The sequence below is a fragment of the Paenibacillus glycanilyticus NBRC 16618 genome, assembly GCF_004000805.1.
GTDB lineage: Bacteria > Bacillota > Bacilli > Paenibacillales > Paenibacillaceae > Pristimantibacillus > Pristimantibacillus glycanilyticus.
Genome location: NZ_BILY01000036.1, coordinates 59,602 through 76,875, shown reverse-complemented (window position 1 = coordinate 76,875; position 17,274 = coordinate 59,602). Strand labels below are relative to the sequence as shown.

Below are 17,274 nucleotides of genomic sequence, written 5' to 3'. Positions count from 1 at the left end.
TGAAGAACCTGCCGCATTTCGCGGCAGGTTTTTTGTTTTGTCCCGGTATTTATTGATGATAATAAGAGGCTTCGTTTTTTTGGAGGCGGAGAATGCCGTCTTTACGCTGCTTGCGGAAGGCAAGAGATAAGAGTATGCGAGGGACGATAAGCCATAAATGCCAGCAGAGGATGCTGATCAAGAGGGACGGCTGGATCCATGGATACATAACCGCAACTGCGCAGAGGCCAATCCAGAAGAGATGGCGGTGTACGCGGCGGTATAGGGCAAGGCGGATATCGTTGGCGGGCTTAAAGCCGAACCATGGCGGCGTAATCCCCCAAACCCAGCGCCGGTCTACGGCATCGTCTACGCGTATAAAGGCAAGCAGCAGTATAACAAGATGAATGACCTGTATGATGGCAAAGCCAAGGAGCCAACTGAACAAGCCGTCCATGCGGTACATCAGCAGCTGGAAGGCCAGCAGGATGACTGCAATGAGGATATGGCTTTGGACTAGCTCAGGGCGGATGACTTTCCTCCGGACTAGCTTATATTGATAGATCGTGGCCGCTTGCTGTTCCAATAAGGATTGACGCATATTGTACTTCCCTTCTTCGTTACTCAGGTAGTATATCGGCAGTTTTGGATTCACCAATTAGGCGGATGCTGCATACGATATAGAAATATTTGAAATGGGCTATGAAACAAGTATAAACCGCTAGAATATATGCCATAATAATAGCTATATAGGATGACAGAAAGGCGGGATGGGTATGTCGGAGGAACGTGCGCTTCATTGCATTATATGCGGGGAGCATAAAGCAGAGGGAGAAGGGATCCGCATCGTCTCTGAGTTTATTTGCGAGTCATGCGAATCCGAAATGGTTCGGACAGACGTTAAGGACGCCAAGTACCCTTTCTTTATTCATCAAATGAAACAGATTTTTATTGAGAAAAACGCCTGAGCGGAGTCCTTCTAATAGGATGCCGCTCTTTTTTTGTGCCTAAATCCGTTACAATAGACGAATAATAGATAGAAGGGAAGCTTTTAGACCATGAACCGATCGCACGCCCCTTTGTTCGAAGCATTAGTACAGCATTATGAGACGGAGCCGGTTGGATTTCACGTACCTGGGCACGGATATGGGCATATATATGAGCAGGAACAAAACCAAGCAATGAATTGGCTGTCCGGCATGATGAAGCTGGATGTGACGGAGCTGTCCTCTACCGATGATCTGCATCATCCGGAGGCATCCATAGCGGAAGCGCAGAGGCTTGCAGCGCAATGCTTCGGGGCTGATGAGACCCTTTTTCTCGTAGGGGGAAGCACATCCGGAAATCTGGCGATGATCCTTGGAGTATGCGAGCCTGGCGATCTCATGATCGTTCAGCGTAATGTCCATAAGTCAGTCCTTAACGGATTAAAGCTAGCAGGGGTGAGAGCGGTATTTGTCATGCCTAGAATGGATGAGGAAACGGGATTGCCAACAACCCCTTCATTAGAGAGCATAGAACAAGCGCTTAAGCTGTATCCCGAAGCTAAAGCCGTGATGCTGACTAATCCCAATTATTACGGCATGACTGCTAATCTGACGAGCTATGCGGAGCTCATACATGGCTATAATAGTATGCTGCTTGTAGACGAAGCGCATGGCGCGCATTACGGATTACACTCTTCATTCCCCGAGTCGGCTATGCAGGCCGGTGCGGACGCTGTTGTACAGTCTACTCATAAGACGCTGTCCGCCTTAACGATGGGAGCAATGCTTCATCTGAAGGGGGACCGGATTCCAAGAGAATCGATAAAAGAAGTACTAGCCGCGATTCAGAGTTCAAGTCCGTCTTTTCCGATTATGGCATCCCTTGATGTTGCGCGCGTTATGGTAGACCGGTATGGGGCAGCATGGTTTGAACCGGGAATTGCTTCCGTACAGGCATTCCGGTCTTGGATAGAGCAGGAGGAAGGGGCCTTGAAGGTGCTCCCGACCAATCAAAGCTCAGAAGCTTACGATAACTTGGATCCGCTAAGAGTTGTTTTATGGGATCGTACAGGGACCGTCACCGGCTTTGAACTGCAAAAGCTGTTGGAGGAGCAGGGCTGCTGGGCGGAGATGGCGGATATCAAGCATGTTGTATTGGTGTGGGGATGCCGGACAGGAGATGACGCTAGGTTAAAGCTCCAGGCTGCCTGCAAACAGATCGAACACATCATCAGAAACAGCTCAATCAAGAGCGTAAGAGTTTCAACAAGTTCCTATCCGGGTATTGGTTTCTCAACTCCGCAGAAGCCGGTAGAATGGAGCCGGAAAAAGAGGGAGCAGCTAAGGCTGCCGTTGGTAGAGTCAGAGGGCTATGAGGTCGCGGAAATGGTTGTACCTTATCCTCCGGGGATACCGATTCTTTACCCGGGAGAAGCGTTGACCAAAGAGATGATAGGGTATATTTCGACATTAGCCGAGACTGGAGCCAAGTTTCAGGGAGCGGTCGACAGCAGGATGCAGACAATTGCCGTATATTCGCGTTAATTAGGTTAAAATAAGTAGTACAAGGGTATTCGCTTTGTTAGAACTTTGTTAAAATATATACTATACACAACTATAGTGTTGAGTAGCATAAGGTTAGGAGCCATACGAGGTTGAATAAGGGAATCTTTATTACCATAGAAGGCGGCGAGGGTGCCGGCAAAACAACACTGATTGAGCAGCTCGCGCATACGATGCAGCAGCGGGGCAAAACCGTTATTACGACCCGCGAGCCAGGCGGCATCCCGATCGCGGAGCAGATCCGTTCCGTTATCCTGGACTGTAACCACACGGGAATGGATGCGCGCACGGAAGCCTTGCTGTATGCGGCATCAAGACGCCAGCATTTGGTCGAGAAGGTTGTGCCGGCGCTTGCGGACGGTCAGATTGTCATCTGCGACCGTTTCGTGGACAGCAGCCTCGCTTATCAGGGCCATGCCAGAGGACTGGGCATGGAGGAGGTATGGTCGATCAACCGTTTTGCGGTGGATGGAGCCATGCCTCAGCTTACGATTTACATGGATATCGATCCGGAGGTTGGATTAGCCCGGATCAGAGCCGCAGGCGAACGCGAAGTCAACCGCCTGGACCTGGAGTCGCTTGCTTTTCACCAGCTAGTGCGGGAAGGCTATAGGAAGCTGCTAGAGCAGTTTCCGGAGCGGATCGTGAAGGTTGATGCGGGAAAAGCGGCAAATGCTGTACTGGAAGAAGTTATTTTGACGATTGACCGCAGATTTAAAGGATTTTTCGCAGCCGATGTGCAATAAACAACGTAGGAATGACTTCGTGCCTGTTCTATTAACCTAACCAATTGGGAGGAATGAGGATGAAATTAGTCATTGCGATTGTACAAGATAAGGACAGCAACCGTTTGTCGAATGCTCTTGTGAAGGATGGCTTCCGCGCTACCAAGCTTGCAAGTACAGGGGGATTCCTTCGCGCAGGCAATACAACGTTTATGATTGGTATAGAAGATGAGCGTGTTCACGAGGTACTGCAAGTGATCAGTTCGAACTGCAAGGTGAGAGATCAGCTGGTTACGCCTGTTTCACCGATTGGCGGTTCGACCGATTCGTACATTCCTTTCCCTGTAGAGGTGCAAGTGGGGGGAGCGGCGGTATTCGTCGTACCTGTTGAGCGGTTCGAACATTTCTGATTGGACGTGAATAGCGATGAAAATCGATCAAAGCTGGCGTCCGCTCGGCCAGAACCGTGCAGGCGGAGATACGGCGACGAAGCCGGCTCCTGCCAGAAGCTTCTCTGACGCCCTGGTACAGCAGGATGCCATGCGGACGCAGGAGCAGCTGCAGCAGAAGCTTACGGAAATTCATAATCAAGGCGAGCGTCTGGCCAGAACGATGACGGTCCGTGAGCTGAAGATGTACCGGCAGATGGTGAAGCGGTTCCTGGAGGATACCGTCAAACGCGGGATCGGGCTGAAGGAGCTGCGCGGTTTTGATCGAAGAGGCCGGACCAAGCGATACAAGCTGCTCGATGAAATTGATTCGGCGCTGGTATCCATGGCAGAGGAGCTGCTGGAGACGGAACAAGGCAGGCTCGAGCTGCTTGGCCGGATCGGAGAAATTCGCGGACTTCTAATTAATTTATTGTTTTAGAAAGGGTAAGCAGCAATGAGCATGGAACAAGTAGCCGGCCAATGGAAAGCGAAGCGAATATTAAAGCATGCGCTGCAGAGCGACAAGGTTTCGCATGCTTATTTGTTCTACGGCCCTTCCGGTACAGGAAGAAAGGCTATGGCCAGAGCCTTCGCCAAGGCACTCTTTTGCACGTCTGGCGGGGATGACGCCTGTGATCATTGCCTGGAATGCCGTAAATTCGAGAATGGGAATCAGCCGGATCTGCTGACCATTACGCCGGATGGGCAATCCATCAAGATTGATCAAATACGCGAGCTCCAGCGCGAGCTTGCTTACCGGGGAAGCGGTACTTCACGGAAGGTATATATTGTCGAACGCGCGGAGACAATGACCCTTCAGGCAGCGAATAGTCTGCTTAAATTTTTGGAGGAGCCGCTTTCTCCTATTGTTGCCATACTAATTACGGATAATGGACAAGCCGTGCTTCCAACCATTCGTTCAAGGGCGCAGTGGGTGCCATTCCTGCCGTTCTCGGCAAACGAAATGCTGCAGTCTCTCGTTAACGAGGGAGCACCGCCGACTCTGGCCCGCGCAGCCGTTCAATTGAGCTCCGGACTGGATGGTGCTAGAGAGATTATCCAACAGAATCAGTTTGCAGAAATCAGAAACGTAGTGATACAATTAGGGAAGGAGAGTCTGACCCGATTCACCGCGGGAATGCTCACCGCCCAGCAGCAATTTTTCAAAACGGACCTTGCGGGTGAAACGCAGCTCATGCTGTCGTTACTTGTATTATGGTTCAAAGACATGATTCAATTTCAGGCCGGAAGGCAGGAAAGTATTGTTTATATAGATCAGTTGGACTGGATTGGCAAGCATGCGTTTAACCGCCCGATCGAGAGCTGGATTGCTTGTATCGAGCATACGCTTGAAGCGGGTAAAAAAATACGTTCCAACGTATCTCCGCAGCTTGCTGTCGAGCAACTATTGGTAAACCTACAGGAGGGCTAAATCCTTGTATAACGTTGTCGGTGTCCGCTTTAAGAAAGCGGGCAAGATTTATTACTTTGATCCAGCCCTGCACCCCGTGGACAAGGACCAGCATGTAATTGTCGAAACGGCCAGGGGGATCGAATACGGTAAAGTCGTGGTCGGACAGAAAGAAGTCGGTGAAGAAGACGTTGTCCTTCCGCTGAAGAAAGTGATCCGGATTGCCAGCGAGGTAGATGCGAAGGTCGTGGAGGAGAACCGTGCCGCCGCGAAGAACGCTTTTGCCACCTGCTTGGACAAGATAAGAGATCATCAGCTCAGGATGAAGCTGGTTGATGTGGAATTCACGTTCGACCGGAACAAAATCATTTTCTATTTTACGGCTGAAGGAAGGGTCGACTTCCGCGAGTTGGTAAAAGATTTGGCCAGTGTGTTCCGTACGCGTATCGAGCTTAGGCAAATCGGCGTACGCGACGAAGCGAAGATGCTTGGGGGCATCGGGCCATGCGGGCGTGTATTATGCTGCTCTTCTTGGCTCGGGGATTTCGAACCGGTATCCATCAAGATGGCCAAGGATCAGAACTTATCGCTAAATCCTACGAAGATCTCGGGGTTATGCGGCCGTCTTATGTGCTGCTTGAAATATGAGCATGACAATTACGAAAGCGTGCGGGAGGAGCTTCCTTCCGTTGGCAAAATCGTCGTCACGTCTTATGGCGAAGGCAAAGTAACGGGCATCAACGCTTCCACGAAGTCTGTGTACGTGCAGTTGTTCGATGTGTCGGGTAAACCGAAGGAGCTGCCGCTCGACGATGTGGTTGTGAAGGAAAATTGAACGACTACGTTTGAAAGCTCTGGGGTGAAAGCTTGGAGAACAAAGAAATCTTTAATCAAATGGATGAATTAGAAAGCCGGATGGGTGATTTCCATGTTCATCTGGGCGTTCTGAAGCAGCGTGTGAAAGAACTGCTGGAGGAAAATCAGCAGCTAAGCATGGAAAACGAACAGCTGCGCAAAATATTGAAAAGAGAGACGTCGCCGAAGCCAAAGTCGACTGCAAGCCGCCAAGGGGGACAAGCTGTCCAGCCTGTCCGCCGGGAGGTTGCAGTGCATGCGGAGGAAGATACGGTTCACGATACATCGCAGCAAGCCGGTCTCGTCGGTGAGGCGCATGATAATTTGGCTAGGCTGTATCACGAAGGATTCCACATCTGCAACGTATATTACGGGCATTTGAGGACAGAAGGAGATTGCTTGTTCTGCTTATCCTTCCTTAATAAATAATAGAACATTGCAAGTATACCGTCCTTGTCTATGAAGGGCGGTATCTTTATGTCAGGGGAGTTAGGACAAAGGTGCGGGAAGTAAGACTGGAACCAAATGAACGAATTGATGATTTGATGACGGAGACGGGTCTCCATATCATCCAAAGCCGGGAAGTATTCAGCTTCTCCCTGGATGCGGTGCTGCTATCGAAGTTCGCTACCATTCCGAAGCGCGGACGAATTCTTGATCTCTGCACGGGAAACGGGGTAATCCCGATGCTGCTGACGACCAGGACCGATGCGCGGATCGATGCGGTTGAGATTCAGCCAAGACTAGCGGACATGGCAAGGCGCAGCGTAGCGATGAATAACCTGTCGGAGCAGGTCTCTATTATAGAGGCGGATCTGAAAATATTCATGAAAGAAGCCGGCAATGGTATTTATGACGCCGTAACGGTCAATCCTCCATACATGGCGGTAAAAGCAGGCGACTCCAACGAGAATGATCATTACGCAATCGCCCGTCATGAAATACATTGCACGCTGGATGATGTCGTTCATGCCTGCGCAAGGCTTGTCCGTTCGGGAGGAAAGGTGGCTATGGTTCACCGTCCTTCGCGGTTTATCGATATTATGGAGACGATGCGGAAATACCGTCTTGAGCCCAAGCGCGTGCAGTTCATCCATCCCAATGCGCAAGGGGAGGCCAATATGGTATTAATAGAGGCGATACGCGACGGCAAGCCGGAGCTTAGGCTGCTGCCGCCGGTCTTTGTATACGAATAAACAATATTACGGACGGGAGGGAGCAAGGCAATGATACAAATTCAAAAAAGCTTTAAAGATCAAGCGGATAACGATTATGGTATCCTATATTTGGTAGGTACTCCGATTGGCAATCTGGAGGATATGACTTACCGGGCAATCCGGACTTTAAAAGAAGTGCAGCTTATTGCGGCTGAAGATACAAGGCAGACACGCAAGCTGCTTACGCATTTCGAGATAGCCACCAGATTGGTCAGCTATCATGAGCATAATAAGCAGGCTAGCGGAAGCGAGCTTATCCGTCTATTGATAGAAGGACAGTCTATTGCGCTTGTCAGCGATGCAGGCTTGCCTGCCGTTAGTGATCCAGGGGCTGACCTTGTTAAAGATGCCGTGGAAGCGGGTATAAAGGTAGTACCTATACCGGGAGCGAATGCGGCCTTATCGGCGCTGATCATATCGGGACTCCCGACCGACAGGTTCATGTTCACGGGATTTCCCCCAAGGGATAAAAAGCCGCTTGCCGAATGGCTGACCCGTCTATCCCGTCAAGAAGGGACGCTTATGATGTATGAATCTCCCCATCGCCTGAAGAAGACGCTGGACGCTATGCTGGAACACTGGGGCGATCGGCGGATTGCGATGGTTAGGGAGCTTACTAAGCGCCATGAAGAGGCTGCGCGCGGAAGCATATCCGAATGTCTTGCTTTTCTTGAGGAGAATCCTCCCCTGGGAGAATACTGCCTTATTATTGAAGGGGCAGCTGCAGGATCGGGGGATGCGGGAGATAACGGAGAGATTTGGTGGACAACACTTGGGCTTGAAGAGCATGTCGCCCATTACGAGAATGAAGGCATCGACCGCAAAGAAGCCATTAAAAAAGCGGCCCAAGACCGTGGCCTGCCGAAGAGGGAAGTCTATAACGCAGTTAATCGCTAGATTACTGCGTTATTTGGGCAAAAAAAGACCTTCCTGGCCGGGTTCTAGCACAGGAAGGCATCAAGGAGTATAAAAAGGTTAGAATTAACAAGTTGGTGTATTTCTATTATAACCTATATTTCTTATTTTGTCACAGGAGAAGGCATCTCAGATAAACAAATATGGCAAACAATTTTGCCTTTGAAGTAGGATACGTTTTCCGCATTGCCGCAGAAGATACATGCAGGCTCGTATTTCTTAAGCATAATACGCTCGCCGTCTACATAGATCTCCAGAGCATCTTTCTCGCCAATACCAAGGGTACGGCGCAATTCGATTGGAATAACAACACGACCCAATTCGTCGACTTTACGTACAATACCAGTAGATTTCATCATGATTTTGTTTCTCCTCTCAGGAAATTACATTTCGTCACTATTCGACATAGTTTTTCTTTTTATGGCTACTATAATACCAACGATTCCCATAATAGTCAACCGAGAAAGTCTTTAATAGAGCTTACTAGACCTATATTTACGGGAATTTGACTCTATAGCAAGGTCATATTAATCTTACTATAGAATACAACAGCTTCGACAATTTGGAAACTATATTACGACAGTATTCGACATTCTACCAGAGTTTTGTGTCGAAACCATGAACAAAGGGGTTGAAAGGGCGAGTGAATCAGCAGCTGACCGAAGAGAAGGTTTTTAAGGATCCGGTGCACAAATATATTTACGTGCAGGATCAGACGGTGTGGGATTTGATCAACACGAAGGAGTTTCAGAGGCTTAGACGAATTCGCCAGCTTGGGACCTCTTATTTGACCTTTCATGGCGCAGAACACAGCCGCTTCTCCCACTCCTTAGGGGTTTATGAAATAACGAGGAAAATCATCTCTCAATTCGAGCGTAACGAGTATCCGGGCTGGCCGGCGGAGGAAAGACTGCTGGCTCTCTGCGCCGCTCTTCTGCACGACGTTGGCCATGGGCCTTTTTCTCATTCGCTGGAGCAGGTATTCGACACTCATCATGAGCAATGGACCTGTGCGATTTTGCTGGAGGATACGGAAGTTAACCGCGTGCTGCGCCGCGTATCGGAGGATTTCCCGGAGAAGGTAGCCTCGGTAATCAGCAAGACGTACCCGAACCCGATCGTTGTAAGCCTGATTTCCAGCCAGATGGATGCGGACCGGATGGACTATCTGCTGCGCGATGCTTATTTTACGGGAGTCAACTACGGCAACTTCGACCTGGAGCGGATTTTGCGCGTCCTGCGTCCCGTTCAGGGCAAGATTGTCGTAAAGGAAAGCGGGATGCATGCCATTGAGCATTACTTAATGTCCCGTTACCAGATGTATTGGCAAATTTATTTCCATCCGGTTACCCGGAGCTCGGAGATTATACTAAGGCAGATCACCCGCCGGGCCAAGGAGCTGTACGACAGCGGCTATACCTTTTCGTGGATGCCGGGACCCATTAACAAGCTGCTTGACGGCAGCATTACGGTGCCGGATTATTTGAAGCTGGACGAGGCCTACATGCAGACGATTTTCTCGTTATGGACCGAAGAGAAGGATGCATTGCTCGCCGGGTTGTGCGACCGGTTCCTCAATCGCCAGCTCTACAAATACATTACGCTTGATGATCCGGGGGATTCTTTATTGGAAGAAGCGGCTCTGGAGTTCATCGCGATCGGTCTTAACCCGGACTACCATATGGAAATCGATTTCCCGTTTGACCAGCCTTACGACATTTATCGCCCCGATGCGAAAAAAGGCGGGAAAGAGGATAAAGCGCCGATTTTGCTGCTTAACGAAGATAACACCTTAAGCGAAATATCGGTGAAATCCGACATTGTACGATCCATCAGCGGACTGCATCAAGGCCAGTATCATATCTATTACCCGATCGAGCCCCTGCTCGCCGCTGCTGACCGGTTAAGCCGGGCTGTCCGGGAATTATTCAAAATTTAACTCTATATATAGAAGGAGCTTGCAGCTAAGATGATATCTTTATTCGACACGCATACCCACCTGGACTCTCCGCAATTCGACAACGACCGTGCCGAAGTTATCGAAAGAGCGCGTGCTGCCGGTGTCGATTTAATGATCAATATCGGTTTCAACCGCGAAACAATTCCAACGACGATGGAGCTTGCGGAAAAATACGATTTTATTTACGCAGCAGTTGGCTGGCATCCGGTGGACAGCGTTTTCATGGAGCCGGGGGATCTGGAATGGATCGAGCAGCTTTGCGCCCATCCGAAGGTTGTAGCCATAGGGGAAATTGGTCTTGATTACCACTGGGATACCTCTCCGAAGGATGTGCAGCACCGGGTATTCCGGGATCAAATTCGCCTAGCCAGGAAGCTGGGTAAGCCGATTGTCATCCATAACCGGGATGCGCATGAGGACATTGTCCGTATTCTGAGGGAAGAGAAAGCGTCTGAAGTCGGAGGGGTTATGCACTGCTACTCCGGCAGCTGGGAAACGGCAAAAATGTGCCTCGATATGAACTTCTATATTTCGTTCGGCGGACCGGTCACTTTCAAAAATGCAAGGGTGCCAAAAGAGGTGCTTGCGAACGTTCCGCTTGACCGTCTTCTTATCGAAACGGACTCCCCATATTTGTCTCCACATCCATTTAGAGGGAAGAGAAATGAGAGCTCGTATGTGTCCCTGGTCGCAGAGGCAGCAGCGGAAATAACAGGAAAATCCAAGGAGGAAATCGCAGTTATTACAAGCGCAAACGGTAAAAAATGTTTTGGTATTGTTTAAAAACGGATTAAAACCGCTGAAATAAGGACTATAGCGGCGATAAAACTCTTTTTACTTGTTGGAATCGCCGATATTTGCCTTCAGAATCCTAAAATTTCGTTAAAATCGTCTTTTAACGCATCTTTACAATTCTGTGGTCAGGAATGTATGATTTTTCTCAGAGCTTTAACTTTTGTATTGGATTTCCAGTTTGCGCTTAATCTCCGAAAGCCGGAGAGCGGGGGAACCAACGACAGCGGATGCGTAGTTAAGACGTCTTGAAGCATCGCGTGGCGTATGAATTCTTCAGGGGTGAATTTTGCGGCGATTGCCATGAGCATTCGTTCCGCGGATAGGGCAGCTCTCTCGCCCGAACCCGTCAGCTAACCTCGTAAGCGATTATAGAGAGCGATCAACCTCGTGTATTCACCTTTTCCTGAATGTTTGATTACCCAGGAAGCCACGATCAGATCCTCTGTCGAAGGCTTCTTTTTATTTTCGATTTTCGCTATTCGGAAATAGTCTTTACAGGGTAAATCTTGGAGGTGGGAGGCCGTAACACTGGAGCGTGCTTGTCACGCCAATATACTTAATAGTCGCGTCAATAGTATCATGCGTAACAGTTTGGCGGCGGGGCTATGAAGGAGGACCGATAGAAGTGGGAATGATCCAGGCTAAGGAGACCCATGGGAAGCGATCATCCAGCATGACTTTCGCATTGCGATGGAAGCATGAAAACTTGCGTTTAATTGTTCTGAGTGCAATTATCTCAATCGCTATGACTTTCATGTTTTTGGTGTTGTTGTACGGATCGGCTGATAAGAGCGTATCCGTAGTAGTGAACGGACAAGAAACTGTTGTTAAGACAAAACAATGGGTCCTGCAACGCCTACTGGATGAACAAGCTATAACGGTTGGACCCTATGACGAGGTATCTCATCCTCTGAATGCGTCCATCAAAGACGGAGACCGCATCGAAATCAAGTACGCGGTTCCGGTTACCGTAAAAGCAGATGGCAAAACATCGACGGTGTACACGACAGAGAAAACAGTACAGGCGGCGATCGGGAAATTAAATATTCCTGTCCGCGATCAAGATAAAGTTATCCCGTCTCTCGATACTCAGATTTCGAAGGCAATGACGGTGACCGTTACCCGCATCGATACCAAGGTAGCAGAGAATGAACGGACTTTGCCGTTCTCGATCGTAAAGAAACAAGATCCTACCCTCGAGAAAGGGAAGGAGAAGCTGGTGCAATCCGGCAAGAATGGCGTCGTTATCGAGCGCGTGGAGAAAAAGTACGAGAACGGTGTTCTTGTCTCCTCCAAGCTGGTCGACAAGGTCGTTCAGAAGCATACGGTCAGTCAGGTCGTAGCGGTCGGATCGAAGAAGGACGTACATACGCTCTCGGCTGCGAGCACGGGCTCCTATACAAAGAGCGGCGTAACGTTTAAGGCAAAGAAGATTCTCAAGAATGTCACTTTAACCGCCTATTCGGCAGGCGTAGCTTCTACGGGCAAGGATGAGAGCCATCCGGGATACGGCATTACGGCTTCCGGCGCGAAGGTGAAGGAAGGCCGTACGATCGCGGTGGATCCGGATGTTATTCCAATCGGCTGGTGGGTGTACATCGAAGGCATTGGCTTCCGCAGAGCGGAGGATACGGGCAGCGCCATCAATGGCAACAAGATCGACGTTTACTTTGACAGCACAAGCTATGCCAATAAGTTCGGCCGGAAAAAAGGGTATACCGTATACGTGCTTGGACCAACCAAGCCAACCGCAAGCTAATGGCTTCACGCTATCGTATTTCATTGTTAAATATGCCATTATAAGAAGAGGCGCTGCCTCTTCTTTTTGTGTGTATGGAGATGCTAAGCAGGCTGCATAATCATTGACGGTGAAAGAAGAGCGAAAGTTGCTGCTTTGGAAAGGAATGTTCGCTTGTGATTAAGGAAATTATTGTGGTGGAAGGCAAAGACGATACGGTAGCCGTGAAGCGGGCCGTTGAGGCGGATACGATCGAAACGAACGGTTCTGCGGTTGGCGAGGAAGTGCTTCGCCGGATCGAGCTGGCGATGGAACGCAGAGGCGTTATTATATTTACGGACCCCGATCATGCGGGCGAGAGAATTCGCAAAATTGTCGCGCGGCGCGTGCCGGGCTGCAAGCATGCTTTTCTGCCGCAGGAGAAGGCCATGTACAAAGGCGATATCGGAATCGAGAACGCAAGCCCCGAAGCGATTCGTCAGGCGCTCTCCGAGCTGCGGACGGAGATGGCGGCGGGGGAAGGGGACATTACCTGGGAGGATCTGATGGAAGCGGGTCTTATCGTCCATCCGGACGCGGCAAACCGCCGTCTTCAGATGGGCAAGCTGCTTGGAATCGGATATGCGAATGGCAAGCAGTTTTTCAAACGGTGTACAAGCTTCCGGATCTCCCGCGAAGAATTCGCGGAGGCTCTGCGTACGATGGAACAGGGACAGGAGTGAACGGTATGAGCGGAAACGATATGAAGGCGATTGAGGTAGCAACGCCGAAACGCACGAAGGAAATTATCGCGAAGTATGGCTTCTCGTTTAAGAAGAGCTTGGGCCAGAACTTCCTGATTGATCAAAATATTTTGCACAAGATCGTAAACGCGGCCGGACTCGACAAGACGAAGGGCGCTCTTGAGATCGGACCGGGCATCGGCGCGCTCACGCAGCATCTGGCTGCGGCAGCGGGCACGGTGACGGCTATTGAGATCGACAATCGGCTTATTCCGATTCTGGGCGACATTCTGGCGGGCGAGGAGCATGTGAAGGTCGTGCACGGCGACGTGCTTAAGCTGGACCTGAAAAAGCTGTTCGAGGAGCGTTTCGCTGACGTGACTGGCGTAAGCGTCGTGGCGAACCTGCCGTATTACGTGACGACTCCGATTCTGATGAAGCTGCTGGAAGAGCGTCTGCCGCTCGAGAACATCGTCGTCATGATTCAGAAGGAAGTCGCGGAGCGCATGGCGGCGAAGCCGGGCGGCAAGGAGTACGGCAGCTTGAGCGTAGCCGTGCAGTATTACTGCGAGCCGCAGCTTGTCTGCATCGTGCCGCATACGGTATTTATTCCACAGCCGAATGTAGACTCGGCTGTCATCAAGCTGGCGGTGCGCGAGAAGCCGCCGGTCGATGTGGAGGACGAGGCGCATTTTTTCCGCATCGTCCAGGCGAGCTTCGCCCAGCGCCGCAAAACGCTGGCGAACAATCTGACGGCGTTCGTGGGCAAGGAACGCCGCGAGGAAATGACGCAGCTGCTTATCGGCTGCGAGATTGATCCTGGCCGTCGAGGAGAGACCTTGTCCCTCGACGAGTTCGCCCGCATCAGCCGCGCCTTCTTGGCGGCGGGCTGGCGGGGTTAGCTCGGCCTGCTGTTAGCGGCCGAGGCTTGTTTAAGCCGGCGGCGAGCGGTTAGCGCCGCCGGCTTTGTTGTGGCCGCGCCCGCCGCCGGAGTGGCGGGAGGGGAGGGCCTTGGCACGGCTGCGAAGCGCCGTGCGGGTCCACGGGCCTTACGGGGGCACTGTGGCCCCCAAACAGCCCGCTCATCCGTTCAGAGCTATCCCACTGAGATCTGTCGGATGTTCCTGTAACGTGGAAAAACCGACTTACACGACTCTACTGTCGTTTGCTCCATCCACTATGGCCTCAGCAACACGGAAAAACCGACTTACACAGCTTTATCTTCGATTCATTTGTCCTCCGGAGCCCCAGTAACATGAAAATTTCCTCCTACAGCCCACAAAGATCACTAAGCACACTATTTAAAGCTCCTGTAACATGAAAAAACCGACTTACATGGCCTCACCCTCGCTCCACCATTACCCGGGCAATATGCAAGTATGGGAATGGGGAGAGATAGTTTAATTTAAGGAATAACGCAAATCGTTGCTTCAGGGAACAGTAACTACTCTTCGGAGAGATCTTGCAATTCCCAACCTGTTGACGGACTAATTATGGCGGTGGGCGATGTGCATCTAGTGAGGCGCAAAGGCGGCAAAGAGTGCTTCAGAGCAATATAATCATCCTTATATGCGTGACTTGCTAACGGCCCCCAGATGCAGCTCTGATGCCGTCGATGGTTATTCTCCGCCTGCTGCTCTGTCGCAGGCAGGCATTGCTACGCCACTACGCTGCGTGGAGCAAAGGTGGGTCACGCTTGTAAGGCACTCGTTGCCAGCAGGCAAAAGCGGGCCTCGAGTGCGTAGGCAACGCAACATCGGGCAGGCAACGCCGCCGCCTGCCCGCCATATCGCCGCGCCAGCCGCAGCAGCGCGGGCAGCCTCTGCCTCCCACGAGGAATGTGGGGAGGCAATTGGGAGGCGCAGGCTACCCGCAAGAGGGTAAGGGGTAACTCCCATAAGGAGCGGAGCGTATGCTTCCGAAGTAACTTTCCCTTGGAAAGTTTTTAGTCCGCCTTTGCCTGTACATTGCTACCCATGTGGCATAGTTCAAGCAATGTACAGGCAACCCCACCGAATAAGCGGCACTTGTGCATGTACAGCTTATTCGGTTGGGCCGTTGGGAGTTACCCCGTCCCTCAATGCGGCAACCGGAGCCCGTATGTTCTTGCCTTACGCCCATCGTTCCCGCCCTCCGCCCAAGCCCATACGCACAATTTTCTCCGCACATTCCGCCCCCTCCACCCATACGATAGACGAAGAGGTGATTTACCCATGAAGCAAGGGGACCTGGTCGTCCGCAATTCCTATGGCGGTGACGTGCTGTTCCGAGTTGAAGAGATGCGATCCGATCAAGCGTTATTGAAAGGCACGGATTACCGTTTGCTTGCGGATGCGCCAATTCCCGACTTGTCGGTTGTTCGTGACCCGGAAGCGACAAGCGCGCGGCAGCAAGTGAAGATTAAAGTGAACGACTCTCTTAAACGGATGCGGCAGGAGAAGGCGCATCTTACGGTGTTATCAAGCCCTGACCGAGCTGCTTTGCAACAGCAAAGCCAGTCTTATTTCGAATTGCCGGGCAAAGTACTTCATTTGGACGGAGACGGCAACTACTTACGGAAAAGCATGCAGTTGTACCAAACGATGAAGGTGCCCGCGCATGGCGTGCATGCTCACGAATCGCAGATGGCACAGCTGCTGTATCGTTTGCTGCCGCAGGTAAAGCCGGATATCGTTGTGATCACCGGTCATGACGGAGTCCTCAAAAACCGCGAGGGCGAAGATCTGTATAGCCTGAGCAGCTATAAAAATTCGCAGCATTTCGTAAATGCCGTGCGCGTTGCCCGCCAATACGAAAAGAATATGGATGGGCTTGTTGTGGTAGCCGGCGCATGCCAATCGCATTTTGAAGCGCTGCTGCAGTCGGGCTCCAACTTCGCAAGCTCCCCGGGAAGAATATTGATCCATGCCTTGGATCCTGTATATATTGCAATTAAAGCAAGCTATACGTCTGTCAGGGAGTCGATCAACCTCTCGGACGTGATTCACGGGACTATCAGCGGGATTGACGGGGTAGGCGGAATTGAGACGATGGGCAGGCACCGGATGGGGCTGCCGAAGCCGAAAAAAGTGACCCATTCCACGGCAAGCATGAAGATAACGTCTTAATATGTACACTTTTTATGAGAATATGCACCAAATTCGAAAAAATGGGCGAAAAAACCGTTGACAAGAAAATAAAAACGCTGATATAATATTTTGCTTCATTTGACAAACCTCCTCTTTCTGGTTATAATGGACAAGGAAAGAGGTGGTAGTGGACAATGGCAAAAAACGCGCTATTGGAAATTAAACGCAATTTGGAAGCTCACGTAGGCTCCAAAATCCGTCTTCGAGCTAACGGTGGCCGGCGAAAGACCATCGAACGCACCGGCACGTTAGAAGAAATCTACCCTTCTGTTTTCATTGTCAAACTGGACCAGGAGTCTCACGCGTTTAAGCGCGTTTCCTACAGTTATGCGGATATACTGACAGAGTCGGTTGAAGTGACCGTGTGCAATGACGAAGGTCAAGTCCGAATCACCCATATTCAACAATAGATGCATGCAGCATGCTTAAACGCGGATCAATTGGATTCGCGTTTTTTTTCATATCGGAGGTTGTTTGAGTTCAGTCTGCTGTATAAGCGACCGTCTGCTTGGCACATACTAAACCGCAATCACATACCTTTCTAAGGACAGGAGGTGCACGGAACATGGGCCGCAGAAGAAGTGTCATGTCCGAGCAACTGAAATACGAGCTGGCGAAGGATCTGGGTTTCATCAACAAGGTGGAACAAGAAGGCTGGGGCGGTATTAGCACAAAGGATGCCGGTAACATGGTAAAGCGCGCAATTCAGCTTGCGGAGCAGGCCGCAGCCAGAAACCACGGACAGCAATAGACTGGAAATACATCCGTCAGAAAAGCTAAGAGAACGGGGCGTTTAAGGCCAGCGTTGACCTCTTAGCTTTTCTTGTGCCCGTTTGTTATAATGTTGCT

General features: G+C 50.7%; 20 protein-coding genes and 1 riboswitch. Of the genes, 18 read left to right on the top strand and 2 right to left on the bottom strand.

Annotation, left to right across the window (positions count from 1 at the left end):
* Nucleotides 1-49 precede the first annotated feature (49 nt).
* Nucleotides 50-580, bottom strand: a complete 531-nt coding sequence (locus PGL01S_RS23880) for a transposase (RefSeq protein ID WP_127497052.1) — start codon at nt 578-580, stop codon at nt 50-52.
* Nucleotides 581-755: 175 nt separating this feature from the next.
* On the opposite strand from PGL01S_RS23880, the gene PGL01S_RS23875 reads away from it, so the two are divergent.
* The 10 genes from PGL01S_RS23875 to rsmI all read left to right on the top strand — a co-directional run bounded on the left by PGL01S_RS23875 (nt 756) and on the right by rsmI (nt 8,064).
* Nucleotides 756-947 (top strand): sigma factor G inhibitor Gin, encoded by a 192-nt coding sequence (locus PGL01S_RS23875; RefSeq protein WP_127497050.1) that lies wholly within the window; start codon nt 756-758, stop codon nt 945-947.
* Between the two features lie 90 nt (nt 948-1,037).
* Complete coding sequence (locus tag PGL01S_RS23870) at nt 1,038-2,510, top strand: aminotransferase class I/II-fold pyridoxal phosphate-dependent enzyme (RefSeq protein WP_127497048.1); 1,473 nt, start codon at nt 1,038-1,040, stop codon at nt 2,508-2,510.
* A gap of 110 nt (nt 2,511-2,620) precedes the next feature.
* A complete protein-coding gene (gene tmk / locus PGL01S_RS23865; protein ID WP_127497046.1) occupies nt 2,621-3,274 on the top strand; it encodes a dTMP kinase in 654 nt (217 codons plus the stop codon).
* A 59-nt stretch (nt 3,275-3,333) separates the two neighbouring features.
* Entirely contained in the window at nt 3,334-3,663 is a 330-nt protein-coding gene (darA, locus tag PGL01S_RS23860) for a cyclic di-AMP receptor DarA (RefSeq protein ID WP_012772016.1), read from the top strand.
* A 16-nt stretch (nt 3,664-3,679) separates the two neighbouring features.
* The gene (locus PGL01S_RS23855; RefSeq protein WP_127497044.1) at nt 3,680-4,123 is read left to right on the top strand and encodes a YaaR family protein; all 444 of its coding nucleotides are present in this window, start codon (nt 3,680-3,682) and stop codon (nt 4,121-4,123) included.
* A 15-nt stretch (nt 4,124-4,138) separates the two neighbouring features.
* Nucleotides 4,139-5,116 carry a DNA polymerase III subunit delta' gene (holB, locus tag PGL01S_RS23850; RefSeq protein WP_127497042.1) on the top strand — a complete coding sequence of 326 codons (978 nt, stop codon included), beginning with the start codon at nt 4,139-4,141 and terminating at the stop codon, nt 5,114-5,116.
* Nucleotides 5,117-5,120: 4 nt separating this feature from the next.
* Nucleotides 5,121-5,930, top strand: coding sequence for a PSP1 domain-containing protein (locus tag PGL01S_RS23845; protein WP_127497040.1), 810 nt, complete (start codon nt 5,121-5,123; stop codon nt 5,928-5,930).
* A gap of 32 nt (nt 5,931-5,962) precedes the next feature.
* A complete protein-coding gene (locus PGL01S_RS23840) occupies nt 5,963-6,379 on the top strand; it encodes an initiation-control protein YabA (protein ID WP_127497037.1) in 417 nt (138 codons plus the stop codon).
* 116 nt (nt 6,380-6,495) lie between these two features.
* A complete protein-coding gene (locus PGL01S_RS23835) occupies nt 6,496-7,146 on the top strand; it encodes a tRNA1(Val) (adenine(37)-N6)-methyltransferase (protein WP_236013587.1) in 651 nt (216 codons plus the stop codon).
* Nucleotides 7,147-7,176: 30 nt separating this feature from the next.
* Nucleotides 7,177-8,064 carry a 16S rRNA (cytidine(1402)-2'-O)-methyltransferase gene (gene rsmI, locus PGL01S_RS23830; RefSeq protein ID WP_174806596.1) on the top strand — a complete coding sequence of 296 codons (888 nt, stop codon included), beginning with the start codon at nt 7,177-7,179 and terminating at the stop codon, nt 8,062-8,064.
* A gap of 122 nt (nt 8,065-8,186) precedes the next feature.
* Here the strand turns inward: rsmI and PGL01S_RS23825 are convergent, their stop codons facing one another.
* Complete coding sequence (locus PGL01S_RS23825; RefSeq protein WP_012772023.1) at nt 8,187-8,441, bottom strand: AbrB/MazE/SpoVT family DNA-binding domain-containing protein; 255 nt, start codon at nt 8,439-8,441, stop codon at nt 8,187-8,189.
* Between the two features lie 284 nt (nt 8,442-8,725).
* Between PGL01S_RS23825 and PGL01S_RS23820 the strand changes: the two genes are divergently transcribed.
* The 8 genes from PGL01S_RS23820 (at nt 8,726) to PGL01S_RS23785 (ending at nt 17,176) form a co-directional block, all read left to right on the top strand.
* The gene (locus PGL01S_RS23820) at nt 8,726-10,021 is read left to right on the top strand and encodes an HD domain-containing protein (RefSeq protein ID WP_127497032.1); all 1,296 of its coding nucleotides are present in this window, start codon (nt 8,726-8,728) and stop codon (nt 10,019-10,021) included.
* Between the two features lie 30 nt (nt 10,022-10,051).
* Nucleotides 10,052-10,825 carry a TatD family hydrolase gene (locus PGL01S_RS23815; RefSeq protein WP_127497030.1) on the top strand — a complete coding sequence of 258 codons (774 nt, stop codon included), beginning with the start codon at nt 10,052-10,054 and terminating at the stop codon, nt 10,823-10,825.
* A 183-nt stretch (nt 10,826-11,008) separates the two neighbouring features.
* Nucleotides 11,009-11,218, top strand: a riboswitch (cyclic di-AMP (ydaO/yuaA leader).
* Nucleotides 11,219-11,462: 244 nt separating this feature from the next.
* Nucleotides 11,463-12,596: a resuscitation-promoting factor gene (locus PGL01S_RS23810; RefSeq protein ID WP_174806595.1), complete on the top strand. Its 1,134-nt coding sequence runs from the start codon at nt 11,463-11,465 to the stop codon at nt 12,594-12,596.
* Nucleotides 12,597-12,751: 155 nt separating this feature from the next.
* Complete coding sequence (rnmV, locus tag PGL01S_RS23805) at nt 12,752-13,297, top strand: ribonuclease M5 (protein ID WP_127497027.1); 546 nt, start codon at nt 12,752-12,754, stop codon at nt 13,295-13,297.
* Between the two features lie 5 nt (nt 13,298-13,302).
* Nucleotides 13,303-14,199, top strand: a complete 897-nt coding sequence (gene rsmA / locus PGL01S_RS23800; protein WP_280525717.1) for a 16S rRNA (adenine(1518)-N(6)/adenine(1519)-N(6))-dimethyltransferase RsmA — start codon at nt 13,303-13,305, stop codon at nt 14,197-14,199.
* Between the two features lie 1,311 nt (nt 14,200-15,510).
* Complete coding sequence (gene yabG / locus PGL01S_RS23795) at nt 15,511-16,404, top strand: sporulation peptidase YabG (RefSeq protein WP_127497025.1); 894 nt, start codon at nt 15,511-15,513, stop codon at nt 16,402-16,404.
* Nucleotides 16,405-16,559: 155 nt separating this feature from the next.
* Nucleotides 16,560-16,835, top strand: a complete 276-nt coding sequence (veg, locus tag PGL01S_RS23790) for a biofilm formation stimulator Veg (protein ID WP_012772031.1) — start codon at nt 16,560-16,562, stop codon at nt 16,833-16,835.
* 155 nt (nt 16,836-16,990) lie between these two features.
* Nucleotides 16,991-17,176, top strand: coding sequence for a small, acid-soluble spore protein, alpha/beta type (locus tag PGL01S_RS23785; protein WP_012772032.1), 186 nt, complete (start codon nt 16,991-16,993; stop codon nt 17,174-17,176).
* The last annotated feature ends 98 nt before the right edge of the window (nt 17,177-17,274 follow it).

Excerpts from the sequence above, each read along its gene's own strand:
- PGL01S_RS23880 (WP_127497052.1), bottom strand. The coding sequence starts at position 580 with ATGCGTCAATCCTTATTGGAACAGCAAGCGGCCACGATCTATCAATAT.
- PGL01S_RS23875 (WP_127497050.1), top strand. The coding sequence starts at position 756 with ATGTCGGAGGAACGTGCGCTTCATTGCATTATATGCGGGGAGCATAAA.
- PGL01S_RS23870 (WP_127497048.1), top strand. The coding sequence starts at position 1,038 with ATGAACCGATCGCACGCCCCTTTGTTCGAAGCATTAGTACAGCATTAT.
- darA (WP_012772016.1), top strand. The coding sequence starts at position 3,334 with ATGAAATTAGTCATTGCGATTGTACAAGATAAGGACAGCAACCGTTTG.
- PGL01S_RS23855 (WP_127497044.1), top strand. The coding sequence starts at position 3,680 with ATGAAAATCGATCAAAGCTGGCGTCCGCTCGGCCAGAACCGTGCAGGC.
- holB (WP_127497042.1), top strand. The coding sequence starts at position 4,139 with ATGAGCATGGAACAAGTAGCCGGCCAATGGAAAGCGAAGCGAATATTA.
- PGL01S_RS23835 (WP_236013587.1), top strand. The coding sequence starts at position 6,496 with ATGACGGAGACGGGTCTCCATATCATCCAAAGCCGGGAAGTATTCAGC.
- rsmI (WP_174806596.1), top strand. The coding sequence starts at position 7,177 with ATGATACAAATTCAAAAAAGCTTTAAAGATCAAGCGGATAACGATTAT.
- PGL01S_RS23825 (WP_012772023.1), bottom strand. The coding sequence starts at position 8,441 with ATGATGAAATCTACTGGTATTGTACGTAAAGTCGACGAATTGGGTCGT.
- PGL01S_RS23815 (WP_127497030.1), top strand. The coding sequence starts at position 10,052 with ATGATATCTTTATTCGACACGCATACCCACCTGGACTCTCCGCAATTC.
- rsmA (WP_280525717.1), top strand. The coding sequence starts at position 13,303 with ATGAGCGGAAACGATATGAAGGCGATTGAGGTAGCAACGCCGAAACGC.
- yabG (WP_127497025.1), top strand. The coding sequence starts at position 15,511 with ATGAAGCAAGGGGACCTGGTCGTCCGCAATTCCTATGGCGGTGACGTG.
- veg (WP_012772031.1), top strand. The coding sequence starts at position 16,560 with ATGGCAAAAAACGCGCTATTGGAAATTAAACGCAATTTGGAAGCTCAC.
- PGL01S_RS23785 (WP_012772032.1), top strand. The coding sequence starts at position 16,991 with ATGGGCCGCAGAAGAAGTGTCATGTCCGAGCAACTGAAATACGAGCTG.